Source organism: Pseudoxanthomonas sp. UTMC 1351 (assembly GCF_040948865.1).
Classification (GTDB): Bacteria; Pseudomonadota; Gammaproteobacteria; order Xanthomonadales; family Xanthomonadaceae; genus Pseudoxanthomonas_A.
In genome coordinates, this window is record NZ_JAVGJT010000011.1 from 104,129 (window position 1) to 122,782 (window position 18,654).

General features: G+C 62.4%; 16 protein-coding genes and 1 other RNA gene. 6 read left to right on the plus strand and 11 right to left on the minus strand.

All coding sequences use genetic code 11. The features are described from left to right. Nucleotides 1-64 precede the first annotated feature (64 nt). The 5 genes from dnaJ to hrcA all read right to left on the minus strand — a co-directional run bounded on the left by dnaJ (nt 65) and on the right by hrcA (nt 5,591). Nucleotides 65-1,195, minus strand: coding sequence for a molecular chaperone DnaJ (gene dnaJ / locus AB6O04_RS09280; RefSeq protein ID WP_368563572.1), 1,131 nt, complete (start codon nt 1,193-1,195; stop codon nt 65-67). Between the two features lie 79 nt (nt 1,196-1,274). After that, nucleotides 1,275-1,634 carry a four helix bundle protein gene (locus tag AB6O04_RS09285; RefSeq protein WP_368563573.1) on the minus strand — a complete coding sequence of 120 codons (360 nt, stop codon included), beginning with the start codon at nt 1,632-1,634 and terminating at the stop codon, nt 1,275-1,277. Nucleotides 1,635-1,701: 67 nt separating this feature from the next. Continuing rightward, complete coding sequence (dnaK, locus tag AB6O04_RS09290) at nt 1,702-3,618, minus strand: molecular chaperone DnaK (protein ID WP_368563574.1); 1,917 nt, start codon at nt 3,616-3,618, stop codon at nt 1,702-1,704. Between the two features lie 211 nt (nt 3,619-3,829). Then, nucleotides 3,830-4,345: a nucleotide exchange factor GrpE gene (grpE, locus tag AB6O04_RS09295; RefSeq protein WP_368563575.1), complete on the minus strand. Its 516-nt coding sequence runs from the start codon at nt 4,343-4,345 to the stop codon at nt 3,830-3,832. A 202-nt stretch (nt 4,346-4,547) separates the two neighbouring features. Next, on the minus strand, nt 4,548-5,591 hold the full coding sequence (hrcA, locus tag AB6O04_RS09300; RefSeq protein ID WP_368563576.1) for a heat-inducible transcriptional repressor HrcA: 1,044 nt from the start codon (nt 5,589-5,591) through the stop codon (nt 4,548-4,550). Between the two features lie 160 nt (nt 5,592-5,751). Here hrcA and recN point away from each other — a divergent pair, with 160 nt between their 5' ends. Continuing rightward, entirely contained in the window at nt 5,752-7,419 is a 1,668-nt protein-coding gene (gene recN, locus AB6O04_RS09305; RefSeq protein ID WP_368563577.1) for a DNA repair protein RecN, read from the plus strand. 197 nt (nt 7,420-7,616) lie between these two features. Here recN and fur read toward each other — a convergent pair whose 3' ends face one another. Further along, nucleotides 7,617-8,024, minus strand: a complete 408-nt coding sequence (fur, locus tag AB6O04_RS09310; protein ID WP_368563578.1) for a ferric iron uptake transcriptional regulator — start codon at nt 8,022-8,024, stop codon at nt 7,617-7,619. A 102-nt stretch (nt 8,025-8,126) separates the two neighbouring features. Here fur and AB6O04_RS09315 point away from each other — a divergent pair, with 102 nt between their 5' ends. Beyond that, nucleotides 8,127-8,519, plus strand: coding sequence for an outer membrane protein assembly factor BamE (locus tag AB6O04_RS09315; RefSeq protein WP_368563579.1), 393 nt, complete (start codon nt 8,127-8,129; stop codon nt 8,517-8,519). An 11-nt stretch (nt 8,520-8,530) separates the two neighbouring features. On the opposite strand, the gene AB6O04_RS09320 is transcribed toward AB6O04_RS09315, so the two are convergent. Beyond that, entirely contained in the window at nt 8,531-8,788 is a 258-nt protein-coding gene (locus tag AB6O04_RS09320) for an RnfH family protein (protein ID WP_368563580.1), read from the minus strand. A 1-nt stretch (nt 8,789) separates the two neighbouring features. After that, on the minus strand, nt 8,790-9,218 hold the full coding sequence (locus AB6O04_RS09325) for a type II toxin-antitoxin system RatA family toxin (RefSeq protein WP_368563581.1): 429 nt from the start codon (nt 9,216-9,218) through the stop codon (nt 8,790-8,792). Nucleotides 9,219-9,258: 40 nt separating this feature from the next. Between AB6O04_RS09325 and smpB the strand changes: the two genes are divergently transcribed. Beyond that, nucleotides 9,259-9,747, plus strand: coding sequence for an SsrA-binding protein SmpB (smpB, locus tag AB6O04_RS09330; RefSeq protein WP_368563582.1), 489 nt, complete (start codon nt 9,259-9,261; stop codon nt 9,745-9,747). A 165-nt stretch (nt 9,748-9,912) separates the two neighbouring features. Here the strand turns inward: smpB and AB6O04_RS09335 are convergent, their stop codons facing one another. Continuing rightward, the gene (locus tag AB6O04_RS09335) at nt 9,913-12,423 is read right to left on the minus strand and encodes a S8 family serine peptidase (protein ID WP_368563583.1); all 2,511 of its coding nucleotides are present in this window, start codon (nt 12,421-12,423) and stop codon (nt 9,913-9,915) included. Nucleotides 12,424-12,583: 160 nt separating this feature from the next. Here AB6O04_RS09335 and ssrA point away from each other — a divergent pair. Beyond that, nucleotides 12,584-12,936, plus strand: a transfer-messenger RNA (tmRNA) gene (gene ssrA / locus AB6O04_RS09340). Between the two features lie 175 nt (nt 12,937-13,111). Here ssrA and AB6O04_RS09345 read toward each other — a convergent pair. Then, a complete protein-coding gene (locus tag AB6O04_RS09345; RefSeq protein ID WP_368563584.1) occupies nt 13,112-14,026 on the minus strand; it encodes a LysR family transcriptional regulator in 915 nt (304 codons plus the stop codon). A gap of 98 nt (nt 14,027-14,124) precedes the next feature. Here AB6O04_RS09345 and AB6O04_RS09350 point away from each other — a divergent pair, with 98 nt between their 5' ends. Together AB6O04_RS09350 and AB6O04_RS09355 are read left to right on the plus strand one after the other, a co-directional pair. Beyond that, on the plus strand, nt 14,125-14,760 hold the full coding sequence (locus AB6O04_RS09350) for an NAD(P)-dependent oxidoreductase (protein ID WP_368563585.1): 636 nt from the start codon (nt 14,125-14,127) through the stop codon (nt 14,758-14,760). Nucleotides 14,761-14,809: 49 nt separating this feature from the next. After that, complete coding sequence (locus AB6O04_RS09355; protein WP_368563586.1) at nt 14,810-15,757, plus strand: MBL fold metallo-hydrolase; 948 nt, start codon at nt 14,810-14,812, stop codon at nt 15,755-15,757. A gap of 174 nt (nt 15,758-15,931) precedes the next feature. Here the strand turns inward: AB6O04_RS09355 and AB6O04_RS09360 are convergent, their stop codons facing one another. Further along, nucleotides 15,932-18,313, minus strand: a complete 2,382-nt coding sequence (locus tag AB6O04_RS09360) for a Tex family protein (protein ID WP_368563587.1) — start codon at nt 18,311-18,313, stop codon at nt 15,932-15,934. Between the last annotated feature and the right edge of the window lie 341 nt (nt 18,314-18,654).

Genomic DNA, 18,654 nt, shown 5'->3' on the forward strand with positions numbered 1-18,654 from the left:
GGAACCCCGGCCAGCATCGTACACGGTACGACGTCCAGGAATCCAAGGAAGACAGGGACAAATATCAGGACGTCATGCGATCCCAGAAGCCTTTCACGCCATCCAGGAAGGTAGCGGATTTGGGCGAATGCTTGCGTACCTCTTCGCCCACGAACGTGGCCTCGAACTTCTCAAGCAATTCGCGCTGCTCGGGCGTCAGGTTGACGGGAGTTTCCACCACAACGCGGCAATACAGATCGCCTTCACTGCGGCTGCGCACCGACTTGACGCCCTTGCCGCGCAGGCGGAAAAGTTTTCCGGATTGGGTTTCCGCCGGAATGCGGATCTCGGTTTCGCCGTTGAGGGTCGGCACCTGCACGGTGTCGCCCAGCGCGGCTTGCGAAATCCGGATGGGGACTTCGCAATGCAGATCGTCGCCGTCCCGCTGGAAGATCGGATGCTCGCGCACACGCACTTCCACGTACAGGTCGCCAGGCGGTGTACCGGGAGGGCCGGCTTCGCCTTCGCCCGTCAGACGGATGCGGTCGCCATTGTCCACACCAGCTGGAATCTTGATCGACAAAACTTTTTCTTCTTCCACCCTGCCCGCGCCATGGCAATGCTTGCAGGGGTGCCGGATGGTCTGGCCACGGCCACCGCACGTCGGGCAAGTTTGCTGCATGGCGAAGATACCGCGCTGGACACGCACGTTGCCGCGCCCGCCGCAGGTGGTGCAGGTTTCCACCTTGCCGTCTTCCGAACCGGAACCGTTGCAAGGTTCACACGGCGCAAGCGTGGGAATCTCGATGCGTTTTTCCGCACCCGCGACCGCTTCTTCCAGGTCCAGCTCCATCACGTAGCCGACGTCCGCGCCACGACGCGCGGCGCGCGAGCCGCCGCCCGCGCCTCCGAAGATGTTGCCGAAAATATCACCGAAAATATCGCCCATGTCGGGCGCGCCGTAACCACCACCGCCACCGCCCATGCCATGCTCGAAGGCTGCATGCCCATGCGCATCGTAGGCACGACGCTTAGCGCTGTCGGAAAGCACCTCGTAGGCTTCCTTGCATTCCTTGAATGCCGCTTCGGCCGAGGTGTCGCCCGGATTGCGGTCCGGGTGATGTTTCATGGCGCAGCGCCGATAGGCCTTTTTCAGGTCTTCGTCGCTGGCGGTGCGGGATACGCCCAGCACTTCGTAGTAGTCGCGTTTTGACATAGGTCAATGGTCAATTCGGCCTTCGGCCTGTCAATGCGGCGGCTACGCCGCCTGTAATGGGTAAAAGCTGCAACATCGTCTATTCCGCTACTCGACTGCGCTGCGACTTCATCAGTGCTCCAAGCGAAGCCTGCAGCCGCTCCGTGTCGGCGAGAAGAGAATTCAGACCAGCTGCCAACTCCAGGTTTTCAGCAATACGTAGTTGAATATCCAATTCGAAAAGAGAACCTCGGGCAATCATAAGAAAACGAAGAAATTCCTGACGACTCCCTCGGACGGCGCCCTCGGCGATGTTCGACGGAACACTGACTGAAGCTCGGAGAATCTGGCTGGTCAGTCCGAAACGCTCATCGGCAGGAAACATCCGAGTCACCGCATAAACCCTGGTGACCAATGCCATCGCCTCTTGCCAAACTCTCAACTCATGATGCGGTCGCACCTGCCCTCCTTGGCAGCAAGCCGGGCAACTGCCCGGCTTGCGACTTTACTACTGACTATTCACCACATTACTTCTTCTCGTCGTCCTTGACTTCAGTGAACTCGGCGTCGACCACATCTTCGGTCTGAGCGGATCCACCCTCGCCAGCGGCGCCGGGCTGCTCCGCAGCGGCGGCCGCTGCATACAACGACTGGCCGGCTTCTTCCAGCGCCTTGGTCTTGGCTTCGATCTGTGCCTTGTCATCGCCCTTCATGGCGGTGTCCAGGTCGGCGATCGCGGCTTCGACACGGCCGATCACGTCGCCCGGCACCTTGCTGCCATGTTCGGTGATGGCGGTGCGGGTAGCGTGCAGCAAACCGTCGGCCTGATTGCGTGCCTGCACCAGCTCGTGGAACTTCTTGTCCTCTTCGCGGTGGGCTTCAGCGTCCTGCACCATCCGCTGGATTTCTTCCTCGGACAGGCCGGAACCGGCCTTGATCTCGACCTTCTGTTCCTTGTTGGTCTTCTTGTCCTTCGCCGACACATGCAGGATGCCGTTGGCGTCGATGTCGAATGACACCTCCACCTGCGGCAGGCCGCGCGGCGCCGCATCAATGCCGGCCAAATCGAACTTGGCCAGCGACTTGTTGAAGCGGGCCTGCTCGCGCTCGCCTTGCAGCACGTGCACGGTCACCGCGGACTGATTGTCCTCGGCGGTGGAGAAGACCTGCGAAGCCTTGGTGGGAATGGTGGTGTTCTTCTCGATGATCTTGGTGAACACGCCGCCCAAGGTTTCGATGCCCAGGCTCAGCGGGGTCACGTCCAGCAACAGCACGTCCTTGACGTCACCGGCCAGCACGCCGCCCTGGATGGCAGCACCCAACGCCACGGCTTCGTCCGGATTGACGTCCTTGCGCGGCTCCTTGCCAAAGAACTCCGCCACCGCCTGCTGCACCTTGGGCATGCGGGTCTGACCGCCGACCAGGATGACTTCGCCGATGTCGCTGGAGCGCAGGCCGGCGTCGTTCAACGCGGTACGGCACGGCTCGATGGTCTTCTTGATCAGGTCCTCGACCAGCGCTTCCAGCTTGGCGCGGGTCAACTTGATGTTCAGGTGCTTGGGACCGGAAGCATCTGCCGTCACGTACGGCAGGTTCACTTCGGTCTGCTGCGCGCTGGACAATTCGATCTTGGCACGCTCGGCGGCGTCCTTCAGGCGCTGCAGGGCCAACGGATCCTTGCGCAGGTCGATGCCCTGGTCCTTCTGGAATTCTTCCACCAGATAGTCGATGACGCGCTTGTCGAAGTCTTCGCCGCCCAGGAAGGTGTCACCATTGGTAGCAAGCACTTCGAACTGCTTCTCGCCGTCGACGTTGGCGATTTCGATGATCGATACGTCAAACGTACCGCCGCCCAGATCATAGACCACGATCTTGCGATCCTTGGCGTCGGCCTTGTCCAAACCGTAGGCCAGCGCGGCCGCGGTCGGTTCGTTGATGATGCGCTTGACGTCCAGGCCCGCGATCTTGCCGGCGTCCTTGGTGGCTTGGCGCTGACTGTCGTTGAAGTAGGCCGGCACGGTGATCACCGCTTCGGTGACGGTCTCGCCCAGGAAGGCTTCGGCCGTCTTCTTCATCTTTTCCAGGATGCGCGCCGAGATTTCCTGTGCAGACAATTTCTTGCCGTCGGAAGTGGTTACCCAGGCGTCGCCGTTGTCGTGCTGGATGATGCCGTAAGGAACCAGTCCGATATCCTTCTGCACTTCGGCGTCGGTGAATTTGCGGCCGATCAGGCGCTTCACCGCGTAGAAGGTGTTCTTGGGGTTGGTAACGGCCTGGCGCTTGGCCGAGGCGCCCACCAATACTTCGCCGTCCTTGGTGTAAGCGACGATGGAAGGCGTGGTGCGGTCGCCTTCGGCGTTTTCGATGACGCGCGCCTTGCCGCCTTCCATGATCGCCACGCACGAATTGGTCGTGCCTAGGTCGATACCGATGATCTTGCCCATTGTGGGTTGCTCCCTAAGAGATTCAGTATTTGGCCGGCCTGGGCCGGGTTGATGAGTGGAATGTGGGGGTCGAGCTGGAGGCTTCAAGGGCTGGGAACTGGGAGCGGACATGGGAAATCCGCGTGCCAGGCTGCGGAATTCGTCCGAAGGACCGGAACATTTCGGTACCTGGACAGGTTCATTCCCCGTTCCCTATTCCCCATTCCCGGCTTCAATCGTGCTTCGCCACCACGACCAGCGCTGGGCGCAGCAGCCGGCCGTTAAGCAGGTAACCCTTCTGGAAAACCTGGATTACGCTGCCCGGCGCCGCACCCGGCGCTTCCGCTTGGCTGATGGCTTGATGGTGTTCTGGATTGAAGGCTTCGCCGGTCGGATCCAGCAAGGCCAGACCATTGTCATTGGCTACCTTCAGCAGCTGCTTCATCGTCAGCTCCAGGCCGTCTTTCAACGGGCTGGGTTCGGCGCCGGCCGCCGCAAGGCCAGCATCCAGGCTGTCGAATACCGGCAGCAGATCGCCAAGCAGGCGTTCGTTGGCGAATCTGCGCGCCTGCTCGATATCGCGTGCCACGCGCTTGCGCTGGTTGTCCAGGTCGGCGCGCTCCAGCAGCGACGAGGCGCGCAACTGGTCCAACTCGTTGTGCAGGCGCTCTATTTCGGCTTTTGCGTTTTCAATCTCGTTCGACTCGGAGGTCTGTCCGAGGTCGGAATCTTGTTCGTGCTCGCTCATTTCGGGTCCCGTCGCGGCAAGTCCGGCCGCCTGATCGGAACCAATGGGGCCGGCGGAGCGGGATTCAAGGCGATAAAGCCGGGAATGGGGAATTGAGGATGGGGAATGAAGGCGTCCAAGCGCCCGAAGTGTTCCAGCTCTTCGGGCCGGTCCGTAGCACGAGGCTCGAATTCCCTGGCCTCTGACCTCTGACCCCTGGTCCCTATTTGACCGGGTTATCCATGGCGGCGCCCAGCACGTCGGCGGCAGCCTGCACCACCGGAATGACCCGGTCGTAAGCCATGCGGGTGGGACCAATCACCCCCAGCACGCCAAGCACCTGGCCGCCGACCATGTATGGCGCGGTGACCGCGGAGATGCTGGCGTGCGGCGCCAGCCCGGTTTCGTCGCCAATGAAGATGCGCACGCCCGGCGCCTGGATAGTGCGCTCCAGCAATTGCAGGATTTCGCGCTTGCGGGCGAACGCTTCGAACAGCTCGCGTAGGCGATCCAGGTCGGTCAGGTCCTGCACGCCCATCAGCTTCGTCTGCCCGGCCAGCACTACGTCGTCCGCCGTCGGCGCCAACACTTGCTCGGCCAATTCCACGGAGTGCGCCAACAGGCCCTCCATTTCCGACTGGGCCGCGCGCAGATCACGCAACAACGTGGTGCGGATGTCGGAAATCGGGCGGCCAGCGAAATGGGCGTTGAGATAGTTCGCGACTCGCTCCAGCTCGGAACGGTCATAAGCGCGACGCGGCTCGATAACCCGGTTCTGCACTTCGCTGTCGGCGAAGACCAGGATGGCCAACACCCGCCGCGCATCCAACGGCACGAAATCGATATGCCGGAACGCGAACTGCTCCCGTTTCGGCGCGCTCACGACGCCAACGAAATGGGTCATGGCCGATAGCAGTTCCGAAGCATTGCCCAGTAGCGCCTGGGTTCCGGCACCCTGCGGCATTTCCGAACGCAGCCGGGCCACTTCGCCTTCGCCCAGGGATTTCACCTGCACCAGGCTGTCCACGAACACCCGGTAGCCCTGCTCCGTTGGCACTCGTCCGGCCGACGCATGCGGCGAACTGAGCAGGCCCACTTCTTCCAGCTCGGCCAGGATGTTGCGGATAGTGGCCGGGCTGACGTCCAGGCCGGCATGTTTGGCCAGTGTCGCCGACCCCACCGGCTCGCCGTCGCGGATGTACCGCGATATCAGCGTGCGCAACAGCTGCCGGGCGCGCGGATCGAGCGGATTGGAAGGGTCGGCCATGGCCGACTAGATAGCCGTGCGACGCCTTTATTGCAAGCGCCGTCGTGCGCCTCCACCCACGCGCAACCAGCGCGGTGAACCGCCATGGACGCTTTCCTCGCTGGCGGCGGCAGGGCGGCTGTCGCAGAACTTGAGCCGCTAGCCTTTACAATCCGCCACCATGCTAAGACACCTCGCGATCAAGGATTTTGCCGTTGTCCGATCCGCCGAACTGGAGTTCGGCCCGGGCATGACGGTCATTTCGGGCGAAACCGGCGCCGGCAAATCGCTGCTGGTGGATGCGCTGGGTTTTCTGTCCGGCCTGCGTGCCGACAGCGGTGTGGTGCGCCATGGTGCGGAGCGTGCGGACCTGTCCGCTGAATTCGTTCTGGAACCCACCGCGCCAGCGCTGGCCTGGTTGGCCGAAAACGAGCTGGACGATGACGGCCACTGTCAACTGCGCCGCGTCATCCGGGCGGATGGCGGCTCCCGCGCCTGGATCAACGGGCGCAGCGTGACCCTGTCGCAGCTGTCCGACCTTGCCTCCAGGCTGGTGGAGATCCATGGCCAGCATGAACACCAGGCACTGCTTTCCAAACCCAGCCAACTGGCGCTGCTTGACGCCTATGCCCGCAATCACACGGAAGCCTTGGCCGTGCGCGAGGCCTCCGAACGCTGGCAAGCCTTGCTACGCGAGCGGGAACGCCTGTCCGAGCGCGGCGACGTCTCCGACCGCATCAACTACCTGGAACATCAGTTCAGTGAGCTGCAGCGCGAGGACTTGTCGCCCGCCGCCATCGAAGCCTTGACCGCCAATCACAAACGGCAGGCGCACGCCTCCGGGTTGATTCAGGCCTGCGACGCCGCTTTGGTACGTTTGGGCGGCGACGAAACACCTTCGCTGCTGCGCCAACTGCAACAAACCCGCAGCGAACTAGCGCGCATGACCGAACACGAACCCCGGCTGCGTGAAGTCGATGGTCTGCTGGAAAACGCGGACATCCAGCTGGAGGAAGCGCTGGGCCTACTCAGCCAGGTTCGTGACGATCTCGACGCCGATCCTTCGCAGCTGGAAGAGTTGGAACGCAAGCTGAGGCGTATTCACGACCTGGCACGCAAGCACCGCATCTCGCCGGATCAGCTGGCGGAACAGCGCGACAGCATCGCGGCCGAACTGGATTCGCTGCGCGGCGCCGGCGAGCGCCTGCTCAAGTTGAACAGCGAAATAGAAGCGGCGCGCGATGCGTGGCGCAATGCCGCTGCACGCCTGGGCAAGACCCGTCAACGTGCCGCCACGCAGCTGTCCAAGGCCACCACGACGCTGATCGCCGAGCTGGGCATGGGCGGTGGCAAGTTCGAAATCGCGATGGAACCCAACGAATCCGAACGCGCCGATCCGCTGGGAGGCGAGCGGGTGGAATTCCTGGTGTCCGCCAATGCCGGCCAGCCGCCGCGCGCGTTGCGCAAGGTGGCTTCCGGTGGCGAGTTGTCGCGCATTTCGCTGGCAATCGAAGTCGCTGCGTTAGGGCTGGATGCGGTGCCCACGATGGTGTTCGACGAGGTCGATTCCGGCATCGGCGGCGCGGTCGCTGAAATCGTCGGCCAGAAGCTGCGCGCCTTGGGCGCCAAACGGCAGGTGCTGTGCGTCACTCACCTACCGCAGGTCGCGGCGCAGGGCCACGCCCATTACCGCGTTAGCAAGGCGCCGGTGGAAGGAATGACCCAGAGCGCGGTGGAATCGCTCACCGCCAAGCAGCGGGAAGAAGAATTGGCGCGCATGCTGGGCGGCGTGGAAGTCAGCAAGGAAGCACATGCGGCAGCCAAGCGGTTGCTGGCGAACGCCGTGTAAGGCGCAACGCGTCTCGTAGAGCGGAGCTTGCTCCGCTGCTTTTTCCTACCCATCCATCAAGAGCAGCGGAGCAAGCTCCGCTCTACAAGGCGTGGGTGAATTCCTTGTGGGAGTGACGTAAGTCGCGACGTTGATGTTTCCGGTCGCGACTTACGTCGCTCCCACAAGAGACGTACCCGTGCCTTTGTGAAGCCGCGTTAGCGCCTTTTCTTGCGCACGTACAGCACCAGCGAGTGCTCTTCTATTTCATAGCCGTGCTGCGCCGCTATTTTGCGTTGCAGGGCTTCGATTTCGTCGTTGGAGAACTCGATGACATGCCCCGTGTCCACGTCGACCATATGGTCGTGGTGGTGTCCGCGGTCAAGTTCGTACACGGCCTGGCCGCCTTCGAAATTGTGCTTGAGCACCAAGCCGGCGGCTTCGAATTGGGTGAGCACGCGGTACACCGTGGCCAGTCCGATTTCGTCGCCCTGCTCCAGCAGCTGCCGGTAAATGTCTTCGGCTGACAGATGGTGCTCTGAGGTCTTCTGTTCCAACAACGCCAGGATGCGCATCCGGGGATGCGTCACCTTCAGTCCAACTTTGCGTAGATCCTGCGTTTCCATGGCGTCTCCGTTCATTCTCGGTTTAGCGCCAGCTGCCTGTAGCTCGGTTGCGGCGGTCGCGGGAAGTGTATCATCGACGCGATTTCCTTCCTTACGATCCCAATGCGTAAATTCCTGCTGGTCGCCACCCTCGCCTTCTCCACCGCTGGTTGCGGCATTCTGTACAAGCAGCCGATCTACCAGGGCAATCTGCTCGAAAAGACCGCTGTGGACCAGTTGCAGGCGGGCCAGAGCAAGCAGCAGGTGCAGGCGTTGTTGGGCACTCCCTCCGTCGCCGATCCGTTTCATGCAGATCGCTGGGACTACACCGCTGCCCAACGCACCAATCGTCGTGGCACCACCGAGATCAAGAATCTCACGCTGTACTTCGACGGTAACAGCCTGAGCAAATGGGAAGGCGAATACTTCCCCGAGAACGACCTGCAATTGTCGAAGGACGTGCGCAAATTCGGCCCGAATCTGGCCAAGGAAAAGAAGAAGGGCGGAGGCCGCTAGTCGTTGGCCGCTTAGAGCGGTTTGCGCGCGCGGCGGCGGCGCGCTTCCTTGGGGTCTATCTGCAGTGGCCGCAACAACTCCACGCGGTCGCCCTCCTTCAGCGGCGTATCACTTGCCGCCGTCGCACCGAAGATCGCATAGGCGGTTTCCTGCGATAAATCACTGAAGCCGCTAGCCTTCACCGCATCCGCCACCCGCGCCCCTTCGGGCAGTTCCACCCGCACGGTCTCGTGCCGGCGCGGCCAAGCGCGAATCACTTCCACTTTCATCTCATTCCCCGCGGTCGGCGACCCGGACGAAGTCGTTCACCATGCGGTCCGCCAAACCCTGGAAGCCCAGGGCCATCGCCGGTCCCAGCAGACGGTTGCTGGGCTCGAACTCCAGCGTCAGCGTGACCTTGCACGCCGACTCGTCCAGGGCATGGAATTCCCAACGTCCGTGCAGCTTGCGGAAGGGGCCGTCGACCAGGTTCATATCGATGCGGTGCGGACGGTCAAGGGTGTTCTCGGTGGTAAACCAGGTCCGCAGCGAACCCAGGCCCAGATCCAGCCGGGCTACCACCCGGTTGTGCTCCGATTCGATCAGATCGGCACCACTGCACCAGTCGAAGCGGCGGGGATAGGCGGAAACGTCGTTGACGAGGTCGAACATGCGCGCGGCGGAGTGATCGACCAGGGCGCTGCGGCGGATGGTTTGCATTTGGCTCGCTTGTACTTCCGCCTTCGGCGACAATGGACAGATGGGCAAGAAACCGGACAAGAATAAAGCAACGGGCACGATCGCGTTGAATAAACGCGCTCGCCACGATTATCACCTCGAGGATCGCTACGAGGCGGGACTGGCGTTGCAGGGTTGGGAACTGAAGGCGATCCGCGCCGGCCGCGCCAATATCGGCGAGAGCTACGCCACGATCCGCAATGGCGAAATCTTCCTGTTCGGCTCGCAGGTCACGCCGCTGATCCAAGCGTCCAGCCATGTGGTCGCGGACGACCGCCGTACCCGCAAGCTGCTGCTGCATCGGCGAGAGATCGATACCCTCGTCGGCAAGATAGAACGCGACGGCTACACCTTGGTGCCCACGGCGCTGTATTGGAAAGGCAACAAAGTGAAGGCTGAGTTGGCTCTGGCCAAGGGCAAGCAGACCCACGACAAGCGCGCCACCAGCAAGGACCGCGACTGGGCCCGCGAAAAATCGCGCGTCATGCGCCGGCATAACCGCGACGCTTAAGCGGCTCGTCCTTGTAGGCCTGCAGGAGCAGCCGTTGCGTTTGTAGGAGCGGCGTCTGCGTTTGTAGGAGTGCCGTCTCGGCGCGAGCTCTTCGCTTCTAGCGCGATCTGACGGGAAGAGCTCGCGCCGAGACGGCGCTCCTACAGTTACAGGGCACCGCAACCGTCAGGTTGCCGCCAGCATCTGCGCCAGATTAGGAATGCCACAGCCCTGCATGTAGCGGTCGCGGCCGATGTCGACGGCGTGATGCCGGACGAGCTGTTTGACTCTGTCGGGGAAACCGATGAACTCGCGACGTGCCGACAGGAACGCCGCGACCAGACCGGAGACATGCGGCGCTGCCATGCTGGTACCACTCATTTCCACCATCCAGGTTCTTGGGTCGGCAGCTTTGAAATCGAAGTGCGCCGAGATGATTTTTTCGCCCGGCGCCACGACATCCGGCTTGATGCGGCCATCGGCGGTCGGACCGCGTGAGGAGAAGTACGACACGCCATAGCTGTGCGGATTGCTCTTGTGCACCGAACCCACCGCAATGGCTTCCTCCAGGTTAGCCGGGTCGCCGATGGTCATATCCATATTCATCGGGTACGACTCGCCATCGCTCTGCATGATCCACGCCAGCCCTTCGTTGCCCGCCGCCAACACCACGACCACGCCCTGCCGCCACAGCCTGCGCAGTTCGTTACATAGCGGTGTGAAGCCGCAGCCATAACTCTCCACATCAAAGTACCCGCCCAGGCTGAGGTTGACGCCGTGGATCACCAGTTCGCCGGCCTGGTCGTTCACCTCAGCGATCTGCTGTACGGCTTTGATGATCCAGGAATCGCGCCCGTTGCCATCGTTGTCCAGCACTTTGAATCCGTATAGCTGCGTCTCCGGTGCCATGCCTGCGAATTCCACATCAGCGTCGCCACCAGGGCCGGGCAACGCGGCGCGGCACGCGCCCGCGATGATGCCGGCGACATGGGTGCCATGACCGTTGCCGTCGAGCTTCTCGAAGGCATCGCCGTCGCCGCGCACCAGCTTGCGTGGGCTACCGCGCTCGGTGCAGTCCCACTGCGCCACCACGCGATCCTTCTTGTCCTTTTCGTAGAAATGCGGGTGCCCGGCCGCAATTCCGGTGTCCAACACCGCCCAACCGATCTTCTGCCCCAGCGCCCGGTAGGACGCTTGCGCGGCGTCGGCGTGGATGACGCTGCGCGACTGGTTCACCAACGCGCGTTTTCCGGCGTCGCGCCACAAGCGCTTGAAGCTGAGGCTGCGGTAGTCGTTGCGCAGCGTTTCTATTTCGAAACGGGTCAGCCGCGCGGAAACGAAACGCTGCAGGCTGTCTTCCAGCTCGATCGCATCGTCCAGCTTCTCGCCTTTCAATCCCGTGGTCTGCGCCGCCAATCCCCGGATGCGTTTCAGCAGCGCATCGCGCACATCGCTGCGGCTATCGCCTGCGGACAGCTTGTCGAGTTCGATGAGTATCTCGTGCCGGTATTCGGCGCCGCGCGCCTCCAACTGATCCGACAAGTCCTTGATCAGCACGGTATTGGAGACCGGTTGGTCGAAGCCCACACCCACGGCATTGCGGACTTCGGTTCGGACCTGCGGAATGGAAAGATAGCCAGAGCCGGAGTGCGGATTGTTGCGCCAGTCAGGATTGATGCGCGCCCCATCGATGTTGACGAAGCGTTGGCCAGGCTTGTCGATGTCGTCGCTAAGATCCTCGTCGAGGGCCACCGGATCGAGGCTGTCCGCCACGTTCACCCAGCGTCTCACGCAAGCAGGAAATTCCAGCTTCTTCTTCTTGGTCCAGTCACGGAACATGCTACGGACGCTGGGCAGACCCAGCGGCGAGCCGACGGTGATGAACAGCGCGATGTCGTATTGCTCGGCCTTCAGTTCGCGCAGCACGTCGTAGGCGATCATCGAACCCTGGCTATGCGCGATGACCACGAAAGGCCCACCACCCGCGTCCAGCCGCTCCTTCAAACTCTCCTTCATGGCTTTGCGTCTTGCTTCCACGAAGAAGAAATCGTGTACGTCCTGCAACAGCGCTGCCGAGATCACCTTCAACAAGGCCCGATTGATAAGTCCGCCGATGCCCTTCGCACCCGAGGTTCCTGGTGGCGGCGCTGAAGCCTCCAATTCATCCAGCATCCGGTGCAGCATCAAGCGTTCGGTTTCGCTGTCGGCCAGGGCATCGGCCAACTTGCCCACATCGCGCACGGAAGGTTCGATGCCCAATGCGCTGAGTACCCGCTGCTCAGCTTGGTTCAGGACCGGGCCTTGGTCCCTATCCTCCAACCCGCCCTCCTCCGGTGACGGGTAACGCTCCCGGTTCACCCAGTACGCCATGCGGGTGCGCTCGCCCATGCCACGGCCGAACAGAGCGTTGTCCCACTGACGGCGCAGCACTTCGGCCGGCGGCTTGTTGCCAATGCCATGGATGTAGATGACCGTCTTCGCCTCGCCTTGCGCGGTTGCGAGGAAGCCGGAACGCTGCAGCAAGGTCTTTTCGCCCGACACCGCTTTGTTGGCGACTCTTGGGTTGCCCGTGGCCGTGATCTTCTTGGTAGCTTTCCTCGCCGCTTTGGCTGGCGCTTTAACTGGTGTTTTGGGCGCCTTGACCGCCGATTTACTCGGTCTCGAGGCGGTCGCGGGGGTCTTTTTTCTGCCTGCCATGAGCGGTTCTCCTGCGTTCCTTCAGCCGGACAACGGTGCGGGTGTTCGCTGCCGGCCATTCTGCGGCAGGTGAAGCCAGGGTGACCGTGCGCCTCTTCACTCTTGTGACACCCGCCTACGATCCCTACACTGCGCCCATCAGCAGCAAGTTCTGATTCCCGGGGGTGCACTGGCTTCGACGGGGGTTGCGAAATTGCCTGGTGCATGCCGAGGGGGCAGCTTTCCTCGTTAATCCAGCGGCAAACTTTAGTTGCCAACGACGACAACTACGCTCTCGCCGCTTAAGGCGTAAGCCCCGAACCTACTTGTGCCCGTGCTCGTAGATGTAGGGTCATTATCACGGAACCGGCTGTGACGGCTGCCTGTCAGTCACGGCTTAACCAAAACAGGCTGGTTCTGCGGTGCGCTTCGCCCACCGTGCTGCTGCAGGACGAGACCCAACGGTGAGATAAGCATGTAGTACCGGGGATGGAGTACCTTCGGACGGCGGTTCGATTCCGCCCACCTCCACCATCTCAAACGAAAAAGCCGGAATCGCAAGGTTCCGGCTTTTTTTATTGTCCGTACTTCGATCTCCATGGAGCGACGAGTCGGTGGGCGCTTCGAATGACGCGCCTGTCCGGGCATCAAACTCCATTGATGGCGGCCGTTCCAAGCAGTCCCGCCGTAGGGTCGCGCAGCCCTTCCGCTACGCCAAGTCGCGATCCCAATCAGGCTCATCACCAAAGCGTTCAGCAAGAAAATCCAAGAACGAACGCACGGTCGCTGGCAGCAGGCGGCGCGTGGCATATACGCCGAATATTCCCATCGAAGGCACGTCGTAATCGGGAAGCACGCAGGTCAGCTCGCCACTGCGAAGCAATGGCGCCGCTTGATACGTTGGCAACATGGCGATACCCGCGCCAGCACGCACCGCCTGTAGCAGCACACTGGCTTCGTTCGCGCTGATGTTGCCGCCGACCGCCACCGCCATGTCGCGGCCGTCGCGACGCAGTTGCCACAGACTTTTTCCGACGAAATGATGGGTCAGGCAATTGTGGGAAGCCAAGTCCTCGGCGCGCACGGGCATTCCCCGCGCCTGAAGGTAAGCGGGCGATGCGCACAAGCGCGAGCGGCAGACCGATAGTTGGCGCGCGATCAGATTCGGATCCAGCTCGTGAGTGATGCGGATCGCCAGATCCACACGCTCTTCCACCAGGTTGACAGTGCGATCCAACAGCAGCATGTCCACACGCACATCAGGGTGACGCGCGACATAGTGCGCGACCGCCGCCGCCAACTGACTTTGCCCGAATGAGGTGCTGCAGGTGATGCGGAGTTGACCGTGCAACGGCGTGCCGTCGCGGTCCTGAATGACGGAAGCCTGTAGGTCGGCACTCAGTTCCAGCAACTTGCGGCAGCGCTCCAGCGCCAGTTCACCGCCTGCGGTCAAGCTGATCCGGCGCGTGGTCCGATGAAACAACCGTGTGCCCAGCCAGCCTTCCAACTCGGCCAGGTAGCGCGTGGCCATGGCGCGCGACATGTCCAGGACATCGGCGGCAGCGGTCAGGCTGCCCCGTTCCGCGACTTCGACGAACACCGTCATGGCGGTCATTCGATCCATTATTTGGTCGATCCATGCAACAAATTGAGTACTTATAAGCCATTTTTCGCTCGATTTCAGCGCGTTACAGTGCCTCCATTCGCCATTAGGAGTGCCGCATGAAAATCGCCCTTGTCGCCGCCACCGGAAAAATCGGTCGCCACATCGCCCAGCAAGCCATCAGCCGCGGACACGAAGTCACCGCGGTGCTCCGCCGCGACAATGATCTGCCGGCCGAACTGGACGGTGCCAGCGTCGCCATCGCCGCGCTCGACGATCCCGATGGCTTGGTCGCCGCCCTCCGCGGCCATGACGTGCTGGCCAGCGCATACGGCCCTGCCCCTGGCGACGATGCCAGCGTCAGCCCGGTCACTCAGACGTTGATTGCCGCTGCGCGTGCCGTCGGCATCCGGCGGTTGGTGGTGGTCGGCGGCGCCGGCAGCCTGGAAGTCGCGCCCGGCGTGCAACTGGTCGACACCGAAGGCTTTCCGCCGGCTTACAAATCCGTTGCGTCGGCGCACCGCGATGCGCTCAAGCTGTACCAGGCCATCGATGATCTGGACTGGACGTTCTACGCGCCCGCGGCGGTCATCGGCCCCGGCGAAAAGCAGGGCAATTTCCGCACGCAGTCCAAGACGCTGCTGGTCGACGCGCAGGGCAAGAGCACCATCAGCTACGCCGACTATGCGGACGCTTTCGTCAGCGAGATCGAACAGCCTCGCTTCGTTCGGCAGATCGCGACCGTGGCGTACTGAACGTCGTTCCGATTCATTCCTTCCATCTACCTAAGAACATGGAACCAACATGAAACAGTCCCGCTTTCCGCTTCTCTGCGTGTCCGTGCTTGCCATGGCGATAGCCGCATGCAGCCGTGAAACGCCGCCGACCACCAGCCCTGCGACGGAAGCGACTGCGTCCGCTACCCAAGCCAGCGAACCCGTCGTCCAGCCGCTGAAGACCGAGGTCTACAACCCGGGTGAGAAAGGCATCTTCGCGGTGACCTCGGTGCTGGTCAGCGGCGCGCAGGATGCCATCCTCATCGATGCGCAGTTTTCCACCGCCGATGCTCAAAAGCTGGTGGACATGATCCGCGCTTCCGGCAAACGCCTGACCACGATCTACATCAGCCACGGCGATCCTGATTTCTACTTCGGCCTGGAAACGCTCAAACAGGCGTTCCCGGAAGCAAAGGTGCTCGCCACACCGCAAACCATCGCGCATATCAAGGAAACCAGCGCAGGCAAGTTGGCACATTGGGGGCCAATACTTGGCGCCGGTGCACCGAAGCAGATCATCCTGCCGGAGCCGTTACAGGGCGACAGCCTGGATCTGGAAGGGCAGAAACTGCAGATCGTGGGGTTGGACGGCGCCGCTCCCGACCGTACTTTCGTATGGATTCCGTCGATCAAGACCGTGGCCGGTGGTATTCCAGTCATGGCTGGCCAGCATGTGTGGATGGCCGATACGCAGACACCGCAGTCGCACGCCGATTGGTTGGCGACGCTCGGCGGCGTCGAATCGCTACAACCGGCGCGGGTTATTCCAGGCCATTTCGCACCTGGCGCGCCGCAGGATCTGGACGCCGTACGTTTCACCGCCGACTACATCAAGGCCTACGATGAAGAAGCCGCCAAGGCCAAGAACTCCGGCGAACTGATTGCCGCGATGAAGCAGCGCTACCCCACGCTTGGCGCGCTGCCGTCGCTGGAGTTGAGTGCCAAGGTCAGCAAAGGAGAGATGAAATGGCCGTAGTGCACGTGGCCGACGCATGCACGAGCGCAGTGGCGCCAGGGGCATGGCCCCGACCTACGCGGATTGGCTACGGCGCTTTGTAGGAGCGCCGTCCCGCCGCGAGCTCCTCCCGTCAGATCGCGATAGAAGCGAAGAGCTCGCGCCGAGACGGCGCTCCTACAAAAGCAACACCGACTACGCGTTGCCTTTGGCCCTGGCGAATGCTGCTGCCAGCGCGTTATCCGCCGGCGGTGCGGCGGCTGGCTTATTGAAGCCGGCCTGCCCTCGCCCACCATCACGGCTATTGCCAGGGCGCTGCCCGGACGGCGGACGCGCCGCGGCACGTTCCTCGCGCGGCGCCTGCGGTGCTGGCGTGTCGTCCAAACGGCGCGTCAGTGCGATGCGTTTGCGGGGAATGTCCACTTCCAGCACGCGCACCTTGACGATGTCGCCTGCCTTCACCACTTCGCGAGGATCTTTGACATAGCGGTCGGCCAGCGCGGAAATATGAATCAGGCCGTCCTGATGCACACCGATGTCGACGAACGCACCGAAGGCCGCCACGTTGCTGACCACGCCTTCCAGAACCATGCCGACCTTCAGGTCCTTGAGTTCTTCCACCCCGTCGGCGAAACGCGCCGCCTTGAATTCAGGACGCGGATCGCGGCCTGGCTTTTCCAGTTCCTTGAGGATATCCCGCACCGTGGGCACGCCGAACTTCTCATCGGTGAACTGCTCAGGCTTCACGCTGCGTAGGAAGCTGGCATCGCCGACGATCTGTTTCACTTCGCGGCCGCAACTTTTCACGATGCGCTCGACCACCGGATAGGCTTCCGGGTGCACGGAAGAAGCATCCAACGGCTGGTCGCCGTCAGCGATGCGCAGGAAGCCGGCGCATTGTTCGAAGGTCTTCTCACCCAGGCGCGGGACCTCCATCAGCGCTTTGCGGCTGCGGAAGGGCCCGTTTTCATCGCGGAATCGCACGATGTTTTCGGCAACCGTGGAAGACAGGCCCGAAACACGCGAAAGCAACGCCGCCGAAGCGGTGTTGACGTGCACGCCGACGGCGTTCACGCAGTCCTCGACCCTGGCATCCAGCGCGCGTGCGAGACGGAACGGATCGACATCATGCTGGTACTGGCCCACGCCGATCGCCTTGGGTTCAATCTTGACCAGTTCGGCCAACGGATCCTGCAAGCGGCGAGCGATCGACACCGCACCACGGATACTCACGTCGAGATCGGGGAATTCGCGTGCGGCGAACTCCGAAGCCGAATACACCGAAGCGCCCGCTTCGCTGACCACGATCTTCTGCAGTTTCAGATCAGGCGCCAGCTTGATCAGATCGCCGGCCAACTTGTCGGTTTCGCGACTGGCGGTGCCGTTGCCAATGGCGATCAGTTCAACCTGATGCTTGGCGCAAAGCGCGCGCAACGTATGCAGCGATTGATCCCACTGCTTGCGCGGTTCGTGCGGATAGATGGTATCGGTGGCGACCAGCTTGCCGGTGCGATCCACCACGGCGACCTTGACGCCGGTGCGCAGGCCCGGGTCCAACCCCAGCACCGCGCGCGCACCCGCCGGCGCCGCCAACAGCAAGTCCTTGAGGTTGTCACCGAACACCGCGATCGCTTCCGCTTCGGCTTTCTCGCGCGCTTGACCGAACAGGTCCAGCAGCAAGTGCATGTGCAGCTTGGCGCGCCAGGTCAGGCGGCAGGCGTCCAGCAGCCACTTGTCGGCGGGACGGCCTTGGGCGGAAACGCCTGCTCGCTGTGCGACACGGCCTTCGGCGAACTGGTGGCCCGCTTCCACTTCACTACCTGGGTCCAGATCGAGGAACAGGATTTCTTCGCGGCGGGCACGGAACAGTGCGAGCAACCGATGGGAAGGAATCTTCGCAAGCGACTCGGCATGTTCGAAATAATCGCGGTACTTGGCGCCTTCGGTTTCCTTGCCTTCGGCGACGCGCGCGCGGATCACGCCGACTTCGTGCAGCCATTCACGCAGTTCGCCCACCAGTGCGGCGTCTTCGCCCCATCGCTCCATCAGGATGGCGCGCGCGCCTTCCAGGGCGGCCTTGACGTCGGCGACGCCCTTTTCCGCGTCGACGAAATGGGCAGCGAATGTTTCCGGCACCTGGGTGGGATCATTCAACAAGCCATCCGCCAGTGGCTCCAAGCCGGCCTCGCGTGCGATCTGCGCACGCGTGCGGCGCTTGGGCTTGTACGGTAAGTAGAGATCTTCCAGACGCGACTTGCTGTCGGCGGCCTCTATTTCGGCGCGCAGCTCGTCCGTCAGCTTGCCTTGCTCTTCGATGCTGGCCAGTACCGCGGCGCGACGGTCTTCCAGTTCACGCAGATAGGTCAGGCGCGTTTCCAGATTGCGCAGCTGAGTGTCGTCCAGGCCGCCGGTGACTTCCTTGCGGTAACGGGCGATGAAGGGAACAGTGGCACCTTCATCCAGCAGCGCGATAGCGGCACGCGCCTGGGCGGTCTCCGCGCCGATCTCGGCGGCGATGGTCTTGGCGATCTGCAGGGCGACGGCTTGCGCTGGGATTTTCGAATTGCTGTCTTGCATTGCTTCCGTTCGGATAGGCCCCGGTGTTCCGGGTGGGACGGCGATTGTGGCAAGCCGCGCGCCGCGGCGAAACGGGTTGACATCGGGCGCGGTACAGGCTTTGGGGTGCGAAGAGCGTTGGACGCGGATCAAAGCGGATAAGGTAATAGCGCCTGTCAGGCAAACATAGATTCGTCATCCCGGCGCAGGCCGGGACCCAGCGCCTTACGATGTAGATGGTGGAAAGTCACTAGGTCCCGGCTTGCGCCGGGATGACGATGGATTTTTATTGCTCCAGAGTAATCGCTTGGACGAAGATCCCTTTAAGCAAGTGACCCGCACTCATCCGCTTTGATCCGTAT